Here is an 18,897-nt window from a genome sequence, read left to right as displayed (position 1 = left end):
CCGGGAGACTCTCGTGGCGCTCGTTGTGCAAAAGTACGGTGGTTCGTCCGTCGCCGACGCGTCCTGCATCAAGCGGGTCGCGCAGCGGATCGTCGCGACGAAAAAAGCCGGCAACAGCGTGGTCGTGATCGTCTCCGCCATGGGCGACACGACCGACGAGCTGCTCGACCTGGCCGAGCAGGTGTCGCCGCTGCCTCCGGGCCGCGAGCTCGACATGCTGCTGACGTCGGGCGAGCGCATCTCGATGGCCCTGCTGGCGATGGCGATCGCCAACCTCGGCCACGAGGCCCGCTCGTTCACCGGCTCGCAGGCAGGTGTGATCACCGACTCCACGCACGGCAAGGCGCGCATCATCGACGTGACGCCCAGCCGCATCCAGGAGGCGATCGACCAGGGCCACATCGCGATCGTGGCCGGGTTCCAGGGTGTCTCGCAGGACACCAAGGACATCACCACGCTCGGCCGGGGTGGCTCCGACACCACGGCCGTGGCGCTGGCGGCGGCGCTCAATGCCGATGTCTGTGAGATCTACACCGACGTCGACGGCATCTTCACCGCCGATCCGCGCATCGTGCCCGCGGCGCGCCAGATCCCCAGGATCTCCTACGACGAGATGATGGAGATGGCCGCGTGCGGGGCGAAGATCCTGCATCTGCGCTGCGTCGAATACGCTCGACGGTTCAACCTGCCGATCCACGTACGCAGTTCGTTCAGCACCAAGGAAGGCACGTGGGTCGTCTCCGACCCTTACACCGAAGGAACCGAGATGGAGCAGCCGATCATCTCCGGCGTCGCGCACGACCGGAGCGAGGCCAAGATCACTGTTGTCGGGGTGCCCGACAAGGTCGGCGAGGCTGCGACGATCTTCAAAACGCTGGCCGACGCCGAGATCAACATTGACATGATCGTGCAGAACGTCTCGGCCGCGGCCACGGGCCGCACGGACATCTCGTTCACGCTGCCCACGGCCGACAGCCAGACGGCGCTGGCGTCGCTGAAGAAGATCCAGCCCCGGATCGGTTTCGAGTCGCTGCTGTTCGACGACCAGATCGGGAAGGTGTCGCTGATCGGCGCGGGCATGCGCTCGCACCCCGGCGTCACGGCGACGTTCTTCGCGGCCCTCGCCGACGCGGGGGTCAACATCGAGATGATCTCCACCTCGGAGATCCGCATCTCAGTGATCGTCGAGCAGGAGGGTGTCGACGCGGCCGTGGCGGCCGCGCACCGCGCCTTCGATCTCGACGCCGACCAGGTCGAAGCCGTGGTGTACGGAGGTTCAGGACGATGAGCAAGAGGCCCAATCTGGCACTGATCGGCGCGACCGGCGCCGTCGGCACCGTCATGCGCGACATCGTGTCGTCGCGCGAGGACATCTGGGGCGAGATCCGGCTCGTCGCCTCCCCACGCTCGGCGGGCAAGGTGCTGCGGGTGCGCGGCGAGGACGTCGTCGTGCGGGCCCTGGCGCCCGAGGTGTTCGACGGCATCGACATCGCCATCTTCGACGTGCCCGACGAGGTGTCGGCCGAGTGGGTGCCGATCGCGGCCGGGCGCGGCGCGATCGTCGTCGACAAGTCCGGCACGTTCCGGATGGACCCCGACGTGCCGCTGGTGGTGCCCGAGGTCAACCCGCTCGACGCGCGCAACCGCCCGCGTAACATCATCTCGACCCCCAACTGTACGACGCTGTCGATGATGGCGGCCATGGGGGCACTGCACGCCGAGTACACCCTCACCGAGCTGGTCGTCGCCTCCTACCAGGCGGTCTCCGGCGCCGGCGTGGCGGGCTCCGCGCGGCTGTACGACGAGGTCGAGGCGCTGGCGGGTGACCGTTCGATCGGTCAGAGCGCCGGTGACGTGCGCAAGGTGCTGGCCAACAAGCTGCCCGAGGAGTCGCCGTTCCCGGCGCCCATCGCGTTCAACGTGGTGCCGTGGGCGGGCTCCAACAAGGGCGACGGGTGGGCCTCCGAGGAGCTGAAGCTCCGCAACGAGTCCCGCAAGATCCTCGGCATCCCCGACCTGAAGGTGTCCGCGACCTGCGTGCGCGTTCCGGTGGTCACGACGCACTCGCTGGCCGTGCACGCCCGTTTCGCGCGGGAGATCACGGTCGCCGACGCGCACCGCGTCCTGGAGGCGGCGCCGACGGTGGTCCTCATGGACGACCCGGAGAACGGCGTCTGGCCGACGCCTCTCGACGTCGTGGGCAACGACCCCACCTACGTGGGCCGGGTCCGCCAGGCGATCGACTTCCCCAACACGCTCGACCTGTTCGTGTGCGGTGACAACCTGCGCAAGGGGGCGGCGCTCAACGCGGCGGAGATCGCCGAGCTGGTGGCGGCCGAGTTCTAGGTCGGTTCCAGGTCGGTTCAGGTCTTGTCCGGTGTGGCGTCGCGTGTTCCGCGCGGCGTCACACTTTTTTGCGGCCGTCCCTCTGGCCGGGCCCTGTCACCGGAAGAGGATGTCCCAGTGGTCGCTCTCGTCGAAGAACGTCATGCCGGACTTCTTTGATTTGTAGATCGTGGCCCCGTCGCTGCGTACCCCGGCCTTGTCGTGATGTTTCGTGATGTGCCGGTCGATGCAGGCGTTGTGGGAGATGTCGAGCTTGTAGCCGTTCCCGTGGCTGAAGTGGCCGGGGGCGTGGCCCCGCTCGGTGCCGCCGGTCACCATGATCGGGCAGCCGCTCTCCTGCTTCAGCTCGATCGCCCTGGCGATCGTGCCGGTGCGCACCCGGTCCAGCGACGTGCAGTGGTGCATGTGCTTGCTGGCGCAGTTGCCGCTGGAGCGCGTCCGCAGGCCCGCGCTCTTCAGCCAGCCGTTGGCGGTCGCGTGGGACATGCGGAAGGCGGCCTTCCTCGGCAGGGCCCGCGCCAGATCGACCTGAGCGCGCGTGTGAGCGACGCGGGGACGCAGGTGTGGCATCTGGGCCACCCCCGTGCGCACGGGGCGCTTCAGCGCCTTCGTGGCGGCTTCCCGCGACCCTGCCCCCGACTCTGCCCGCGACTCCGTCGGCGCGGCCTCGGCCACCTCCGCGGCCTCGGCGGCCCGCCTGGCCCGCTCGGCCCGCGCGGCCTGCTCGGCCTTCGCGGCGGCGTCGTCGGCCCTGCGTTCGCGCACCACCTGCGCGCGCTCGACGGCGACCAGCGGCCACTGCGGGTCGACCGCGGGCCACTCGCCCATCTCCATGAGCATGAGCTCCTCGTACGCCCACGGGTGCGGCCCCATGTCGTACGCGCCGGACAGCAGCTCGGCCGCGGAGGGGCCGGGCACGTGCATGGGCAGGACCTCGTACAGGCCGTCCTGTGCCGGCGACCCTTCGGGGTGGGTGGCGGCGGAGGCGGCCGAGGCCAACGCGATTATGGTGATCTCAATGCCGAGGAGTGCGAGGATGATCAGCCGCACTGTTCCACGTATCCACATGTCGATGCCTTTTCGCGGATTTAGCCCTTCCGCCTGAAACGACAATCCCACCATTCACAGGAGATAACTCGTGTCGCGAGCGCGACTTTGCCTTGTGGCGGTGATCACCGTGCGGCTCCATGACCTAACCTCGCTCGACGACGTAAAGTGACGAACGTGTCCGAAGCCCGAAACCGAGGATCGGAGAGCACCCGAGAGGTCATCGTCGAGACGGCCTTGCGACTGTTCAGGGAGCGCGGCTTCGACGCGACCACGATGCGGGCCATCGCCGCCGAGGCCGGGGTGTCCGTGGGCAACGCCTACTACTACTTCGACAGCAAAGAGGCGTTGATCCAGGCGTACTACGACCGCGCCCAGGCCGAGCACGAGGCGGCCTGCCGGGAGTTCCTCGCCACGGAGCAGTCGTTCGCCGGCCGGCTGAGCGGGGTGTTGCGCGAATGGGTGCGCGTGTCCGAGCCGTACCACGAGTTCGCCGTGAAGTTCTTCAAGCACGCGGCCGAGCCGACCAATCCGCTGAGCCCGTTCAGCAAGCAGTCCTCGCCGGCGCGTGAGGCGTCGATCGCCATCTACCGGGAGGTCGTGGAGGGCTCGCGCGACCGGATGAACGCCGAGCTGCGCGAGGAGCTGCCCGAGCTGCTGTGGCTGCTGTCCATGGGCATGGTGCTGTTCTGGGTGCACGACACCTCGCCGGGGTGCGCCCGCACGTACCGGCTGATCGAGGTCACGGTGCCGCTGGTGGACCGGCTCGTGGGGCTGTCGCACCTGCCGGGGTTGCGCGGCATCACGAAGGACTTCATCGCGGCGGTTCACGAGCTGCGGGCCTAGGGGTACATACCGAGCGGTTGGTATGGTCGGCCTACCCGACGATCTGGAGGCCGTGCATGAACTGGGGCATGACCATTCCCTTCTACGACCGCTCGCTGGCCAAGTCGCAGGACCTCATCGCGGAGCTGCCCGCGCTCGGCTACACCGACCTGTGGTCGGCCGAGGTGAACGGGGTCGACGGGTTCACGCCGCTGGCCATGGCCTCGCAGTGGGCGCCGGAGGCCAGGCTGGGCAGCGCCATCGTGCCCGTCTCGACGCGCGGCCCTGGGCTGCTGGCCATGTCCGCGGCCACGCTGGCCGACCTGGCGCCGGGGCGGTTCGTGCTGGGCATCGGTGCCTCCTCGCCGGCCATCGTCGAGCGGTGGAACGCGGGCACGTTCGACAAGCCGTACGCGCGTACCCGCGACACGCTGCGCTTCCTGCGCAAGGCGCTGGCGGGGGAGAAGGTGTCGGAGGCGTACGAGACCTTCGAGATCAAGGGCTTCAAGCTGGAGCGGGCCCCCAAGACGCCACCGAAGATCGTGCTCGCGGCGCTGCGGCCCCGGATGTTGCGGCTGGCGGCGAAGGAGGCCGACGGCGCCATCACGAACTGGCTCTCGCCCGACGACGTGCGCCAGGTGCGCGCCGAGATCGGCGAGGGCACCGAGCTGATCGCCCGCCTGTTCGTCTGCGTGGACGAGGACACCGAGCGCGTCCGCCAGACCGCCAGGTGGATGCTGGCCAGCTACCTGACCGTCCCCGTGTACGCGGCCTTCCACGACTGGCTGGGCCGCGGCGAGGTGCTGCGCCCGATGCACGAGGCGTGGGCGGCCGGCGACCGGCAGGCCGCGCTCAAGGCCATCCCCGACGAGGTGGTGGACGCCCTGATCGTGCACGGCGACGCCGCCACCTGCCGGGCCCGGATCAAGGAGTACATGGCCAACGGGCTCGACACCCCGGTGCTCGCCCCTCTCCCGGGCGGGGACCTGTCCATCGACCAGGCGGTACGCGAGCTCGCTCCGGAGAGGTGACCCCATGCGCGAGATCCTGCGGCTCGACGCCGTCGGCCAGGCCGAGGCGATCAGGGACGGCCAGGTGTCGGCCCGCGAGCTGGCCGAAGCCGCGATCGCCCGCATCGAGGCCGCCGACGGCGAGCTGAACGCGGTCGTCCACCGCCGCTTCGAGCGCGCGCTGGCCGAGATCGACACGATCCCGGCGGACGCGCCCTTCCGCGGGGTGCCGATCCTGCTCAAGGACCTGGGCTGGCGGGAGGCGGCCGAGCCGTACAGCGCGGGCTCCGCCGTCCGCGACGGGCTGCTGGACGCCGAGGACGCGTACGGCGTGGTACGGCTGCGCGCCGCCGGGTTCGTGCTGCTCGGGCGGACGAACACGCCCGAGTTCGGCAGCACGATCAGCACGGAGCCGGCGGCGTTCGGCCCGACGCGGAACCCCTACGATCCGGCGTACTCGCCGGGCGGCTCCAGCGGCGGCTCGGCGGCGGCGGTCGCGGCGGGCATGGTCGCGCTGGCCACAGCGAGCGACGGCGGCGGGTCGATCCGGATCCCGGCGTCCCTGTGCGGACTGGTGGGGCTGAAGCCGACGCGCGGCCGGGTGAGCCTCGGGCCCGCGCTGGGCGAGGGGTGGAGCGGGTTCTCGTGCCCGGGGTTCGTGACGAGGAGCGTGCGGGACACGGCGGCGGCGCTCGACGTCGTGGCGGGCACGCACCCCGGCGACCCGTACGGCGCTCCCGCCCTGCCCGGCAGGCTCGCCGACGAGGTGGGCCGGGATCCGGGCCGGCTGCGGATCGGCTTCCTGACCGCGCACCCCCGGGGCGACGTGCCGGAGGCGCCCGAGCCGGCCGAGGCCGTGACCGGCGCCGCCGCGCTGCTGGAGTCGCTCGGCCACGACGTGACCCCTGGCGGGCCGCGCGCCCTGGCCGAGCCGGACTTCCCCGCGCACTTCGGCGCGATCGTGGCCGACAACCTGGCCGCGCACGTCGCGGCGCTGGGCGAGCTGCGCGGCAAGCCCGTGGACCTGGAGGAGCTGGAGCCGCGCAACGCCGCCATGGTGCGGGCGGGGCGCGGGCGCAGCGCCCCCGACCACCTGCGGTCCGTGCAGTGGGTGGACGGCTTCCGCCGCCGCATGGCCGCCTGGTGGGCGGAGGGAAACGACCTGCTGCTGATGCCGTCGCTGGGCGTGGCGCCGTTCCCGCTGGGCTGGATCCCGCCCGACGACCTCAGCGTCGCCTTCGGCCGCACCGCGCACGCGGTCGCCTTCACCTCGCCGGTCAACGCGACCGGCCAGCCGGCCGTCTCCCTGCCCCTGCACCGCACGGCGGCGGGCCTGCCGGTGGGCGTGCAGCTCGTCGCCGCGCCCGGCCGCGAGGATCTTCTCGTACGGGTGGCGGCGCAGATCGAGCAGGTCAGGCCGTTCGAGCACCTGGCCATGCCGTGACGTAGGGAACTCGTACCCCCGGCGACGCGTTATGTCGTGAAAAGCCGGGGGTAGGGGGATCCACATGATGGCGAAGGCAGCACGGGCGGCGGCGGCGTGGCGGACCTACCGCGAGGTGACCAGGCCCGGGTCGCCCAAACTGACGACCAGGCTCAGGGCGATCCCCCGGATGGTGGGCGCGGTCCTGCGCGGCCAGTACGCCGGGATGGGCAAGGGCAAGCTCGCCATGCTCGGCCTCGGCGTGGTCTACCTCATCTCCCCGATCGACGTCATTCCCGACTTCCTCATGCTGGTCGGCGTCGCCGACGACTTCGGCGTGTTCCTGTGGCTGATGGCCTCGCTGCTCGGGGAGAGCGGCCGCTACGTCGAGCACGAGCGCCACGTGATCCAGGCACGGCTGGAAGAAGGCTAGATCTCCGCGGCCAGGTCTCCGCGGCCAGGTCTCCGCGGCCAGGTCTCCGCGGCCAGGTCTCCGCGGCCAGGTCTCCGCGGCGAGATCTCCGCCGCTAGATCTCCTCCATCCGCAGCCAGGCCCGCGAGGGCAGCGGGTGGCCGAACAGCCGGGCGGCGTTGCCGTAGGCGACCCTGGCGATGTCGGCGGGCGGCAGGGTGCCGAGGTTGCGGGCCACCGACTTCTGCGTGTCGGGCCAGGTCGAGTCGGAGTGCGGGTAGCCGCTCTCCTGGAGCACGTGGTCGAGGCCGACCGCCAGCCGCACGCCCGACAGGGCGTGGTCGTCGAGCGTGCCGAAGAAGAAGTTGCGGCGCAGCACCTCGCTGGGCTTGATGCCGCCCTCCCACGACGCCTCGCCCGCCACCGGGTGGTCGAGGGCGTAGTCGGCGCGCTCGGCCAGCATCGGCAGCCAGCCCACGCCGCCCTCGACGATGAGGATGCGCAGCGACGGGAAGCGCAGCGGCACGCCCGACCACAGCCAGTCGGCGCAGGCGAACATGGCGCTGGTCGGCATCAGCGTGGTGATCGCCTCGATGGGCGTGTCGGGCGACGGCACGGGTGACCAGGACGAGTCGCCGGTGTGCAGGCACACGACGGTGCCGGTCTCCTCGCAGGCGGCGAAGAACGGGTCCCAGTGGCCGGTGTGGATCGAGGGCAGCCGCAGCCGGGTGGGGAACTCGGGGAAGACGACGGCCTTGAACCCCCTGGCGGCGTTGGCGCGGATCTCCTTGGCCGCCACGTCGGGGTCGGGCAGCCACGGGAGCTGCAGGCCGATGATGCGCTCGGGGTAGGTGCCCGCCCAGACGTCGATGTGCCAGTCGTTCCACGCCTTGACCAGGGCCAGGCCGAGCTCCTGGTCGCGGGTCCTGGCGAACGGCATGCCGGCCTGCCCGGCGAGCATGCCCGGGAAGCAGAGCGCGGCCCAGATGCCGGCGACGTCCATGTCTTGAATGCGGGCCTCGATGTCGTGGCAGCCGGGGCGCATGTGCTCGAAACGGATCGGGTCGAGCGTGCGCTGCTCGCGGGGCAGCCCCGCGCCCACGTCGATGCCGGCGCACGGGTAGGTGGCGCCGTTGTAGCGCCAGACCTGGTGACCCGCCTCCGTCTCCACTACCTTCGGCGCGAGCTCGGCGTATTTCTCCGGCAGGCGGTCCTCGAACAGGTCGGGAGGCTCGATCAGGTGATCGTCGGCTGAGATGATCACGTAGTCGCGCCGCCTGGGGTCAGGGTCGGGGAGCAGCGGCGTAGTCACGCAGGTAACCGTACGACGGCGGGATAACGTCGAACAAGCTGCGACGTATCCGTTGGGTATCCGAAAGGATTTTGACCCGGGACCGCCGGGAGGGGGATGGCTGGCGATCCCGGGAGTGGCGAACCCGCCTCGCGCAGGGACGGGTCCGTCCCCCCACTACCCTTCCTGCATCTGATCAGTCAGCAAATGTCCGCGAAGTTCGGAGACGGCGCCGGGCGCGAGCCCGACCACGTGCGTGACGTAGCGCTCCACCGAGCCGTGCCGGGCCGTGAGATCGGTGAGGAAGAGCCGCATGGCCTCGGCGGGCGCCAGCCCGAAGCCCGGCCACAGCGCCGCGTCGGGATGCCTCCTGGTCCAGTCGGCGACGAACCGCTCGGTGGCCAGCCCCGTCAGCGCGTAGTCCGCCACGATGTCGTCCTCGCCCACCCCCGCCAGCGACAGCACCAGCGCGGTCAGCACCCCCGTACGGTCCTTGCCCGCCGCGCAGTGCACGACCACGGGCGCGTTGTCGGCCCGCGCGATCGTCTCCAGGGCGGTCCTGAGGTTGCCGACGCCGTCCTCGGTGACCTCCAGGTAGCGGTCGGCCAGGTAGCGGGCCACGCCGAGCTCCTCGCTGAAGGCGGCGACGTCCCAGGGGCGGCCTTCGATGGGCAGGTTCTGGTAGAGCTGGCCCTCGGTCTCGGGGGCCCGTCCGGCCTTCTCGACCTCGTACGGGTGCCGCAGGTCGATGATGCTGCGCACGCGCAGCGCGCGGAAGGCCGCCAGGTCCTCGCCGGCCAGCCAGCCCAGTGAGTCGGCCCGGTAGAGCCGCCGCCACCTGACGGTACGGCCGTCCTTGGCGGCATATCCCCCTACGTCGCGGAAGTTACAGAGGTTGACGAACTCGATGTGGCGGGTCACTCTCCACACATTAATTGGCGGGTGTCGCCGCCTCCGTGACCCCGGCCGCCTCCTTGGCCTCCTGCGCCCTGCGCTCGGCCAGCTCGCGCCTGATCAGCAGCACCCAGCCGGCGATCGCGATGCCGATGAACAGCCACCACTGGACGCCGTACGCGAGGTTGAGGCCGCCCCCGGCGCCGACGTCGGGCTCGGGCACCGGCGCGGGCGCCGCAGCGGGCTTGGGCTGCTGCTCGGTCAGCTCGACGTAGCCGCCGACGAGGCGGTAGGGCAGCCCCTGGCCGATCTTGCCGGCGTCGATCAGCAGCACCTGGCCGGGCGGCAGGCCGGGCCGGTCGGTGATCCCGCTGTTGGCCTCGGTCTCGCTGGGGCGTAGCCGCCCCGTTACAGTTACCTGCCCGGCGGGCGGGGCGGGCACCTCGGGCGCGGCGTCGGCGGTGGCGCCGGCCGGCACCCAGCCCCGGTTGACGATCACGGCGGTGCCGGCGCCGGTCACCAGCGGGGTCAGGACGTAGTAGCCGTTGTGGCCGTCCTGGGGGCGGCGGCGGACGACGAGCTGGTGGCTCGTGTCGTACGTGCCGGCGACGGTGACCCGCCGGAACCGGTCGTCCTCCTTGACCTGCTGCCCCGGGCTCGCCAGCCGTTCCAGGGGCACGGGCGCGGCCTCGATGTTGGCGGTGACGCGCTCGCTGTTGGCCGAGCGCTCCTCGAACCGGCCGAACTGCCAGCGCCCGAGGAGGACGAAGGCGGGGATGACCAGGAGCACCACGACGTGGAGCGCGAGCCATCGGGGCGTCAGCAGGAACCGGTACACGCCTTCCAGGTTAGGCACCGGGGGCGGTGGTCCTGAACTCAGGCGCGCTCCAGGTGGGAGGCTCAGGCGCTCAGGAAAGCTCAGGCGCCGGGAGGCTCAGGCGCTCCGGAGGTCCGCGCCTTCGCCCGGAACCGGGGTGACCTCGCGCGGCCCGCCAACCTCGTGGCCGTCGGCGCAGCGGAAGTGCAGCTCGATGGGCGCGCCGCAGTCGCGGTGGGTGAGGAGGACGGGCGGCCCCTCGTCGCCCGACAGGTGCTTGTCGCCCCAGTGCATGAGCGCGACCAGCAGGGGATAGAGGTCGCGGCCCTTCTCGGTGAGCCGGTATTCGTCGCGCTGCCGCTGCCCCGGCTCGCGGTAGGGCTCCTTGCGCAGCAGGCCCTCGTCGACCAGCCGGGCCAGGCGTGCGCTGAGCACCTGGCGGGGAGCGCCGGTGATCGCCTGCATGTCGGCGAATCTCCGCACGCCGCTGAACGCCTCGCGCAGCACCAGGAAGGTCCACTTCTCCCCGACGATGTCCAGGGTGCGCTCGATCGAGCAGTTGTTCACCCGGAAGGGAACGTTCATTTTTGCATTATACCTGAGTTCAGTTGACAGACTCAGCTCTCGGAGAGCAGGCTGGGTCTATGCAGGGAACCCAGATCCGCCCGGCCCGCCAGGACGACGAGGAGCGGATCAGACGCTTCCTCGCCGGCCTGTCGCTGCACACGCAGACGCTCCGGTTCTTCACCGGCGTCTCCACCCCCGCCGCCGCCCTGGTCAGGACGCTGCTGTCGGTGGACGAGCGGCGCGACGCGCTCGTCGCCACCACCGAGACCGGCGAGATCGTCGCGCACGCCATGAGCTTCAGGGGCGGCTGCGCCGACGTGGAGATCGCCGTGGTCGTCGCCGACGAGTGGCAGGGGCGCGGCCTGGGCCCGGAGCTGGTGGACGTGCTGCTGCTGCGCGCCTCCGTCCGCGGCGCCACGACCGTCGGCATGGACGTCATGGGGGAGAACCGGCGCGTGCTCAGGCTCGTCCGGCGGCTCTGGCCGGACGCCACGATGAAGGTCTCTTCCGGGACGGTCGAGGTGACCGCTATGATCGACAGGCTGGCCTATTTGCGGAACAAGGTTCTGGTACCACACCATTGACAGTGTGAAGAGTGTCAAGAACGGACGCGACGGCCGTACCCGCATCATCGAGGGCGCCCTCCGCCGTTTCAGCCAGGACGGCGTCTCCGCCACCACCCTGGCCAGCCTGCGTGAGGAAAGCGGCGTCAGCGTCGGCAGCTTCTACCACCACTTCGCCAGTAAGGAGCACGTCTTCGGCGTGCTGTACGGCGAGATCCTCGACGCCTACCAGGCGGCCTTCCTGGCCGAGCTGGTCCGCCACGAGGACGCCCGCGACGGCATCGAGGCCATCGTGGCCTTCCACATGCGGTGGGCGGGCGAGCACCCCGAGCGGGCCAGGCTGCTGATCAGCGAGCGCCCGCCGCGCAAGAACGAGCCGGGCGGCGCCGAGGTGGCCGAGGCGCGGCGCGCGTTCTTCCGCCAGGTCTCCGACTGGTGGCGGCCGCACATGAAGAACGGACAGCTCCAGCCCGTCCACGCGACCATGTGTTACGTGTTGTGGCTGGGCCCGGCCCAGGAGATGTGCCGGTTGTGGTTCGCGGGGGCGCACACGCCCACCGAGGAGGAGATCAAGGGGCTGGGCGAGGCGGCCTGGCAGAGCCTGCGCCAGCGGGCGGAGTGAGCCCTTCGCGGGGAGCGATGATCTGAGCACCGTCTGTGGTGTTATTGTCCAAATGTGAGACGACCTCGGGCGCTGGTGCTGCCCGCCTTGCCGGAGAGCGCGCTCGCCCGCCTGGGCGAGATCGCCGAGCTGACCGAGGTTCCCGCACGACCGAGCCTCGGCTTCACCGACGAGCAACTGGCCGACCTGGTCATCGAGACCGGCGCGACCGTGCTCATCACCGACGGCGACCAGGTGCGCACGTCGGTGCTCGGCCTGCACCTGGACGTCGTGGCCAGCATGGGCCCGCCCGCGAGCGTGGACCTGGCGCTGGCCGCCGAGCGCGGCGTCACCGTCCTGCACGCTCCCGAACGCGACTCGGAGGCGGTCGCCGAGCTGACACTCGCGCTGCTGTTCGCGGTGAGCAGGAACATCGTCAGCGCCGACCGCGAGATCCGCAGGGGGCGCGTCTACCACGGCCCCGTCCACCACAACCGGGTGCCCCCGGCGCAGCGCCACCGCGGCCGCCGGCTCACCGGGCGCACGGTCGGCATCGTCGGCCTCGGCCGCGTCGGCAGGGCGTTGCGCTGGCGCTGCGAGGGCCTGGGCATGCGGGTGATCGTCTGCGACCCGTTCGTGGCCGAGGCCACCCACACGCTGCCCGCGCTGCTCGCGGAGGCCGACGTGGTCTCCCTGCACGTGCCGCTCACCGAGGAGACGCGCGGCCTGTTCGGCTACGCCGAGTTCGGCGCGATGCGGCCAGGGTCGATCTACCTCAACACCTCGCGCGGCGCCCTGCACGACCTGCGGGCCCTGGTCGACGCCCTGCGCGAGGGCCAGGTGGGCGGCGCGGGGCTCGATCACTTCGAGGGCGAATGGCTCGACCGGGCCCACCCCCTGACCCGGCTGCCGAACGTGGTGCTCACGCCCCGCCTCGGCGAGGCCACCGGAGAGAGCCGGGAAGAGCTGGCCGAGACGCTGGTCGAGGACATCGCGCGGCTCCTGCGCGGGGAGCGGCCGACGCACGCGTACGTACCCGCCTGAAGATCAAGCGACCTGGCGCACCCGCGTCGGAACCCGCCAGCTCGCGCGGTCGAGCGAGATGTCCAGCCGCAGGTCACCCCGCTGCCTGCGCAGACCGGGCACCCGCACCCGGTCGTGCACGTCGAACCGGCCCCGATGCGGATAGCCGAACCCCAGCTCACCCGGCAGCACCCGCAGGTCGTCGCGGTTCCCGCAGCGCGGGCACGTCCACGAGACCAGGTCGAGGCCCCGGTTGTAGTCGGAGCAGGCGCTGAAGTACTCGTCGGGCTTGAAGCGGGACTCACAGGCCAGGCAAGGGATCAGCATGGTGTCCGCTCCTCGGGGACGTGCGTGTCGGTACGCATAGAGATACCGCGCGTCACTTGTCCGCCGCTTGCAGAATGCTTGGGTGCTTAAGTAACAGTATGAGCACTGTCGGTATCAGATCATGCTCGTGAGCCGGCGGTGAAAGGATGCACTTGTGGAACGACTGCGCCATCATCTCCTCGAAACCGGATACACGATCGACGGCGTACGCGAACGCCTGGGCAGCATGGCGGCCTCGGCCCTGGCCCGCGAGGAGCTGATCCCGGCCCTGCGCGCCACCGCCGACGGAGACCCGCTGGGCACGCTGATCAGGCTGTGGTGGCTGGGCGTTCCGGTACCGGCCAAGGCGCTGGCGCCCGAGGTGCTCGGCTCGGGGCTGGTGCGGCCCGACGGCGACCAGGTGGTCGCGACCGTGCACCTGCAGCCGTGGGAGACCGGCGGCTACCTCGTCTCCGACAGGAAGGTGCGCCCCGGCGACCCGGCGCTGCGGCCCGACCACGTGGTGGGGGCCGGGGGCGCCTCGGCCAACCTGGCCCAGCTCGTCACCCGCCGCCCGGTCGGGCGCGCGCTCGACCTCGGCACCGGGTGCGGCGTGCAGGTGCTGCACCTCGCGGGGCGGGCCGAGCGGATCGTCGCCACCGACGTGAACCCCCGCGCCCTGGAGCTGGCCCGGCTGAGCTGGGAGCTGTCCGGCGTCGGCGACGTGGACGCGCGGGCGGGCTCCATGTTCGAGCCGGTCGAGGGGGAGCTGTTCGACCTGGTCGTGAGCAACCCGCCGTTCGTCATCGCGCCGGCCCGCGACGGCCGGCTGACCTACCGCGAGTCGGGCTTCGAGGGCGACGACTTCTGCCGCGACCTCGTCCACCGCACGCCGCTCCACCTCAACCCCGGCGGCCAGGCGCACTTCCTGGCCAACTGGCTGCACGTCGAGGGCGAGGACTGGCACGACCGCGTCGGCGGCTGGCTGCGGGAGACCGGCTGCGACGCCTGGGTGGCGCAGCGCGACGTCCAGGACCCGGCCGAGTACGTCGAGCTGTGGCTCAAGGACGCCGCCGAGCAGGGCACCCCCGCCTACACCGAGCACTACGACCGCTGGCTGGGCTGGTTCGAGGAGCGGCGGGTCGAGGGCATCGGGTTCGGCTGGATCACGATGCGCAACTCCGGCACGCTCGACCCCGTCGTCCGCGTCGAGCACCTGGCCCACCAGGTCGCGCTGCCGGTCGGCGACTACGTGGACGAGGTGGTCGACGCCATCGCCGCCGCGCACCGGGCGCAGGGGCTCGACGGGGCGCTGCTGCGTACCGCCGAAGGGCTGCTCGACGAGCGCATCGGGCTGCCGGGCGCCGAAGACCCGATCCGCATCGTCCTGCGGCAGACGCAGGGGCTGCGGCGCAGCAGGGAGGTCGGCACGGTCGAGGCGGCGCTGGCCGGCGTGTGCGACGGCGAGCTGGCGCTCGGGCCGCTGCTCAATGTGATCGCCGAGCTGGTCGGAGACGGCGAGATCCCCGACTCCGACGCGGTCAGGCCGTTGATCGCGGAGGGTTACTTCCTCCTTTAATCGGCTGTTGATTCGACGTCAACCCCGGTGGTGGAGGGTGTGACCCAGGACACGGACCTGGGGGGTTCGAGGGCCGTGTCAGGTCCGGCCGGTCGTCCGAAAGTGAGGCGGCTAGCCGTCGCGCGGAGCATCCGGATAACCGGGCCCCCTAGCGACGCGCGACGGTCAGGATGGCCGGCCGGGCTGAACACCTTCGATCGCCTAGGGACAGCCTTGATCAACCATGTGTGGATGACACGTCTGGACGACGAGCTGTACTCAGGACTCGACGACGGGCCCGTCGCCGGCGGGTTCGGGAGTGGCGAGGCTGTCGAGCAGGACCTTGAGGTCGCCGGCCTCGGGAGCGCCGAGCCGGGTGAAGATGTCGAACGCCTGCCGTAGACAGTCGAGGCTCCTCGTCGTGCTGCCGAGACCGCGCAGCGCCTTGCCGAGCACGGCGAGCGAGAGCGCCTCCCCGTACGGGTGGCCGATCTCGCGGGCCACCACGAGCGCCTGCTCGGCGTGGCGGACGGCGTCGGGATACCGCCCGGCGGCGATGAACGTCTCGGCCAGCCGGGAGCACACCCGCTGCTCCCACACGCGCTGCCTGCTGGCGCGGAAGAAGGCCAGGCACTCGGCGTGGTGGTGCACGGCCTCGGTGAGGCGGCCCACCCGGCTCAGCACGATGCCGAGATGGTAGCGGGCGCGCGCGGTGCCGGCGCCGCTGCCGATCTCGGTGAAGATGGCCAGGCCCTTCTCCGCCGCCGCGATCGCGTCCTCGGGGCGGCCCAGGCCCAGGTGGTCGCGGGCCGAGTAGCTGAGCACCAGCGCCTCGCCGGCGGGCACGCCGTTCTCGCGGTACCAGCGCATGGCCGCGTCGAACAGCGACAGCGCCTCGGTGTGGCGGCGCTGGCGGCCGACGACGACGGCCAGGGCGTTCAGCACCTCGCCGGTGACGATCTTCTCCCGGCGGGCCCGCGACAGCTCGTGCACGACCCTGAAGTGCTGCTCGGCCTCCTTGAGCCGGTTGTCGGCGAACAGCACGCGGCCCAGCACGTAGCGGGCCCGCAGCTCGCTGCCCTGGTCGCCGTTGGCCAGCGCGGTGGCCAGCACCGCCCTGGTGCTGTGGTCGAACTCGCGCGTGTGCGTGCCCGCCTCCAGCAGCGGCTCCATCGCCACCAGCAGGTCGGCGGCGGGCAGGAGCTGCTCGGCGGTACGGGCGGTCGCGGCGGCCTGGTCGATGGCCGCGAACAGCGAGTCGCCCTCGGCGATCAGCCACGCCACCGCCTCGTCCACGCTGGTGAAGGTCAGGCCGCTGCCGACGACCACCAGGTTGGCCGGGATCATGCTGCCCTCGTAGGCGAGCGTGTGCGCCGACTGGGCCGAGGCCAGGTAGAAGCCGAGCAGCCGGCGCAGCGCCAGCGTGCGGGCCTGGGGCCGCTCGCCCCGGTCGAGCTCCTTGCGGGCGAACAGCTTGAGCAGGTCGTGGAAGCGGTAGCGGCCGGGCGCCGGCGCCTCCAGCAGGCTCGCGTCCACCAGCGACTCCAGCACGTCCTCGGCCTCGAACCCGCTCATCGACAGCACGGCGGAGGCGGCGCCGACGGAGATGTCGGGGCCGTTCGGCAGCGACAGCAGGCGGAAGGCGCGGGCCTGGGTGGAGGTGAGCTGCCCGTAGCCGAGCGCGAACGTGGCCTCCACCGCCAGGTTGCCCACCCGCAGCTCGTCGAGGCGGCGCTGCTCGTCGGCCAGCCTCGGCACCAGCGAGGCGACCGTCCAGGAGGGGCGGGCGGCCAGCCGGGAGGCCACGATCCGCACCGCCAGCGGCAGGAACCCGCACGCGGCCACCACGTCCATGGCGGCGCCGTGCTCGGCCGCGACCCGATCGGCCCCGGCGACGGAGGAGAACAGCGACAGCGCCTCGTCCGGCTCCATCACGTCGAGGTCCACGAGCTTGGCCGACGGCAGGTCGGCCAGCTTGCCCCGGCTGGTGACGATGGCCGCGCACCCGGGCGTGCCCGGCAGCAGCGGGCTGACCTGGGCGGCGTCGCGGGCGTTGTCGAGCAGCACCAGGATGCGGCGCTCGGCCAGGATGGAGCGGTAGAGCGCGGAGCGTTCGGCCGGGGCCTCGGGGATGACGTCGGGAGGCACGCCGAGCGCGCGCAGGAAGCCGCCCAGCGCCGACTCGGGCGCGATGGCGTGGTCGGTGTAGCCGCGCAGGTCGGCGTAGAGCTGGCCGTCGGGGAAGACGTCGTCCACCAGGTGCGCCACGTGCACGGCCAGGGTGGTCTTGCCGACGCCGCCGATGCCGGAGATGGCCGCGATCGGCACGCCCTCCGCCGCCGGCTGGGCCGACAGGAGCGTGCGCAGGCGGACCGCGACCTCCTTGCGGCCGGTGAAGTCGCTGACGGCGGCGGGGAGCTGGGCGGGGCGCGGCAGCTCCAGTGCCGGCTGGGGCGGCTCCTCCTCGCCCGCGGGCTCCTCCTCGGGCACCTCGGCGGCGGCGAGCGTGGGGTCGGCGGCGAGGATGCGCTGGTGCAGGGCGGACAGCTCGGGCCCCGGCTCGATGCCCAGCTCGTCGATGAGCGCCTCGCGGGTCTCGGTGAAGACGCTGAGCGCGTCGCCCTGCCGGCCGCAGCGGTAGAGGGCCAGCATGAGCTGGGCGCGCAGCCGCTCGCGCAGCGGATGGTCGGCGGTGAGCGCGATCAGCTCCGAGACGATCGCGGCGTGGTTGCCGAGCTCCAGGTCGACGTCCATGAGCGTCTCGATGACGCTGATGCGCCGCTCCACCAGGCGGTCGCGCTGGTGCTCGGAGTAGGGGCCGACGGTGCCGGCCAGCGGCTCCCCCTCGAACAGGGCCAGCGCGGCCCGCAGGGCCCGCGCGCTCTCGGCCAGCCGGCCGGCCTTGCGCGCCGACTCGGCCTGCTGGATGCCGCGCTCGAAGCGGGTCAGGTCGAGGGCGTCCTCGGGCAGGCGCAGCGCGTAGCCGCGGCCGATCGAGGTGAGCAGCTCGGGGCGGGAGCGGGCGGGCCGGTCGGGTTCGAGCACGGTGCGCAGCCTGGAGACGTACGTGCGCAGCGCCCCCAGGGCTCGCGGCGGCGCGTCCTCGCCCCACACGGCGTCGATCATCTCGTTGGGGGTGACGGCGTGGCCCTCGCGCAGGAGCAGCATGCCGAGGATCGAACGCTGCAACGGGGTGCCCAGGTCGAGTTCCTGGCCATCACGCCACGCGCGGACAGGACCGAGCACGGCGAACCGCAGCCCGCTCTCAACGCTCTGACCAGCCATGCCGTCTGTCTCCAAGCCAATGGAACGATTTGTGACCAAATGATAGATCCATCGTTACTCGTCACCTAGATGCAGGTAGATCGTTCACTCGTGCGTCGATCCGCCGTCAATCAGGTGTTAAGCGTGTCCCCGGATGCTGATGGCGGAGCCGGCGTGATACGCATCGCGGGGGCGTGTGTCATGTAGAGCTTGTACAGGCGGGAAAAAATACCGGCCCCGCCCTCCAATTTCGGGCGGGGCCGTCGGTGGACAAGGGTCAGGCCGCCTCGACCAGTCCGAGCCTCATGAGCAGCCGCTCGCGGACGAGCGGCCATTCGGAGTTCAGGATCGAGTAGAAGGCGGTATCTCGGACCGTGTTGTCGGCGCCTCGGCTATCCGCTCGCCGCACCCCGTCGAAGTGTGCGCCGAGTGCCTCGATGGCGGCCCGGGATCTGGTGTTGCGTACGTCTGCCTTGAGAGTGATGCGGTGGACGTCCCACGTCTCGAAGGCGTGCGAGAGCAGGAGGAACTTGCTCTCCCGGTTCGCACCCGTGCCCTGGGCGCTGGCGCCCAGCCAGGTGTAACCGATGTCGGCCACGGACGGAACGTCGCCCACCGCACCGCGTGTACCCGGAGGCCAGGGCATGGGGCCCTGCCAGTACTCCAGGTGCATGAGACGGGTGGCACCGACCACGCGGTCGGTGTTCAGCCACCGGATGGCGAAGGGCAGCGTGCGGCCCTCCGCCTGCTCAGCCAGGGCGGCCTCCACGTAGGAGACCACCTCGTCCCGGCCGTTCGGGACGCGAGTGAAGGTGTAGGTGGAGCGGTCTTCACTCGCCGCGGCGACCAGGTCATCGACCGCCGCGAGGCTGAGAGGCTCCAGACGCACGAGGCGTCCGGACAAGGTGACAAGAGCGGGCATGAGCACATGATGGGGGTTGCCTGACGTA

At 71.5% G+C, this 18,897-nt stretch carries 18 protein-coding genes; 10 read left to right on the top strand and 8 right to left on the bottom strand.

Going from position 1 to position 18,897, the window contains the following annotated elements; genetic code table 11:
* Window positions 1-13 precede the first annotated feature (13 nt).
* Together HCN51_RS18955 and HCN51_RS18950 are read left to right on the top strand one after the other, a co-directional pair.
* Window positions 14-1,288 (top strand): aspartate kinase, encoded by a 1,275-nt coding sequence (locus tag HCN51_RS18955; protein WP_080044226.1) that lies wholly within the window; start codon window positions 14-16, stop codon window positions 1,286-1,288.
* The gene (locus HCN51_RS18950; protein ID WP_168010880.1) at window positions 1,285-2,346 is read left to right on the top strand and encodes an aspartate-semialdehyde dehydrogenase; all 1,062 of its coding nucleotides are present in this window, start codon (window positions 1,285-1,287) and stop codon (window positions 2,344-2,346) included. Before HCN51_RS18955 ends, HCN51_RS18950 begins: the two co-directional genes overlap by 4 nt.
* 96 nt (window positions 2,347-2,442) lie before the next feature.
* Here the strand turns inward: HCN51_RS18950 and HCN51_RS18945 are convergent, their stop codons facing one another.
* The gene (locus HCN51_RS18945) at window positions 2,443-3,345 is read right to left on the bottom strand and encodes a hypothetical protein (protein WP_168010879.1); all 903 of its coding nucleotides are present in this window, start codon (window positions 3,343-3,345) and stop codon (window positions 2,443-2,445) included.
* 225 nt (window positions 3,346-3,570) lie between these two features.
* Here HCN51_RS18945 and HCN51_RS18940 point away from each other — a divergent pair, with 225 nt between their 5' ends.
* The 4 genes from HCN51_RS18940 (at window position 3,571) to HCN51_RS18925 (ending at window position 7,084) form a co-directional block, all read left to right on the top strand.
* Entirely contained in the window at window positions 3,571-4,239 is a 669-nt protein-coding gene (locus tag HCN51_RS18940) for a TetR/AcrR family transcriptional regulator (protein ID WP_080047395.1), read from the top strand.
* Window positions 4,240-4,307: 68 nt separating this feature from the next.
* Entirely contained in the window at window positions 4,308-5,249 is a 942-nt protein-coding gene (locus HCN51_RS18935; RefSeq protein WP_230465708.1) for an LLM class F420-dependent oxidoreductase, read from the top strand.
* Between the two features lie 4 nt (window positions 5,250-5,253).
* Entirely contained in the window at window positions 5,254-6,672 is a 1,419-nt protein-coding gene (locus tag HCN51_RS18930; RefSeq protein WP_168010878.1) for an amidase, read from the top strand.
* Between the two features lie 64 nt (window positions 6,673-6,736).
* Window positions 6,737-7,084, top strand: a complete 348-nt coding sequence (locus HCN51_RS18925) for a YkvA family protein (protein ID WP_240972984.1) — start codon at window positions 6,737-6,739, stop codon at window positions 7,082-7,084.
* A gap of 94 nt (window positions 7,085-7,178) precedes the next feature.
* On the opposite strand, the gene HCN51_RS18920 is transcribed toward HCN51_RS18925, so the two are convergent.
* The 4 genes from HCN51_RS18920 to HCN51_RS18905 all read right to left on the bottom strand — a co-directional run bounded on the left by HCN51_RS18920 (window position 7,179) and on the right by HCN51_RS18905 (window position 10,650).
* Window positions 7,179-8,375 carry an amidohydrolase family protein gene (locus tag HCN51_RS18920; RefSeq protein ID WP_080044231.1) on the bottom strand — a complete coding sequence of 399 codons (1,197 nt, stop codon included), beginning with the start codon at window positions 8,373-8,375 and terminating at the stop codon, window positions 7,179-7,181.
* Between the two features lie 156 nt (window positions 8,376-8,531).
* Complete coding sequence (locus tag HCN51_RS18915; protein ID WP_168010877.1) at window positions 8,532-9,275, bottom strand: tyrosine-protein phosphatase; 744 nt, start codon at window positions 9,273-9,275, stop codon at window positions 8,532-8,534.
* 10 nt (window positions 9,276-9,285) lie between these two features.
* Complete coding sequence (locus HCN51_RS18910; RefSeq protein WP_168010876.1) at window positions 9,286-10,086, bottom strand: SURF1 family cytochrome oxidase biogenesis protein; 801 nt, start codon at window positions 10,084-10,086, stop codon at window positions 9,286-9,288.
* 96 nt (window positions 10,087-10,182) lie between these two features.
* Window positions 10,183-10,650 carry a winged helix-turn-helix transcriptional regulator gene (locus HCN51_RS18905; RefSeq protein WP_080044233.1) on the bottom strand — a complete coding sequence of 156 codons (468 nt, stop codon included), beginning with the start codon at window positions 10,648-10,650 and terminating at the stop codon, window positions 10,183-10,185.
* Window positions 10,651-10,709: 59 nt separating this feature from the next.
* On the opposite strand from HCN51_RS18905, the gene HCN51_RS18900 reads away from it, so the two are divergent.
* From HCN51_RS18900 to HCN51_RS18890, 3 genes are read left to right on the top strand one after another with little or no spacing between them, the layout of a single operon-like run.
* The gene (locus tag HCN51_RS18900; RefSeq protein WP_168010875.1) at window positions 10,710-11,216 is read left to right on the top strand and encodes a GNAT family N-acetyltransferase; all 507 of its coding nucleotides are present in this window, start codon (window positions 10,710-10,712) and stop codon (window positions 11,214-11,216) included.
* A 4-nt stretch (window positions 11,217-11,220) separates the two neighbouring features.
* Complete coding sequence (locus tag HCN51_RS18895; protein WP_168010874.1) at window positions 11,221-11,817, top strand: TetR family transcriptional regulator; 597 nt, start codon at window positions 11,221-11,223, stop codon at window positions 11,815-11,817.
* 54 nt (window positions 11,818-11,871) lie between these two features.
* A complete protein-coding gene (locus HCN51_RS18890) occupies window positions 11,872-12,840 on the top strand; it encodes an NAD(P)-dependent oxidoreductase (protein ID WP_168010873.1) in 969 nt (322 codons plus the stop codon).
* A 3-nt stretch (window positions 12,841-12,843) separates the two neighbouring features.
* On the opposite strand, the gene HCN51_RS18885 is transcribed toward HCN51_RS18890, so the two are convergent.
* Window positions 12,844-13,146, bottom strand: coding sequence for a hypothetical protein (locus tag HCN51_RS18885; RefSeq protein WP_080044237.1), 303 nt, complete (start codon window positions 13,144-13,146; stop codon window positions 12,844-12,846).
* Window positions 13,147-13,300: 154 nt separating this feature from the next.
* Between HCN51_RS18885 and HCN51_RS18880 the strand changes: the two genes are divergently transcribed.
* Window positions 13,301-14,704, top strand: a complete 1,404-nt coding sequence (locus HCN51_RS18880; protein WP_168010872.1) for a DUF7059 domain-containing protein — start codon at window positions 13,301-13,303, stop codon at window positions 14,702-14,704.
* A gap of 258 nt (window positions 14,705-14,962) precedes the next feature.
* On the opposite strand, the gene HCN51_RS18875 is transcribed toward HCN51_RS18880, so the two are convergent.
* Window positions 14,963-17,968: an AfsR/SARP family transcriptional regulator gene (locus HCN51_RS18875; protein WP_168010871.1), complete on the bottom strand. Its 3,006-nt coding sequence runs from the start codon at window positions 17,966-17,968 to the stop codon at window positions 14,963-14,965.
* Window positions 17,969-18,224: 256 nt separating this feature from the next.
* Window positions 18,225-18,869, bottom strand: coding sequence for a GNAT family N-acetyltransferase (locus HCN51_RS18870; protein WP_168010870.1), 645 nt, complete (start codon window positions 18,867-18,869; stop codon window positions 18,225-18,227).
* Between the last annotated feature and the right edge of the window lie 28 nt (window positions 18,870-18,897).

This window comes from Nonomuraea composti (genome assembly GCF_012034275.1).
Classification (GTDB): domain Bacteria; phylum Actinomycetota; class Actinomycetes; order Streptosporangiales; family Streptosporangiaceae; genus Nonomuraea; species Nonomuraea composti.
This window is presented reverse-complemented; position numbering and strand designations above follow the sequence as displayed.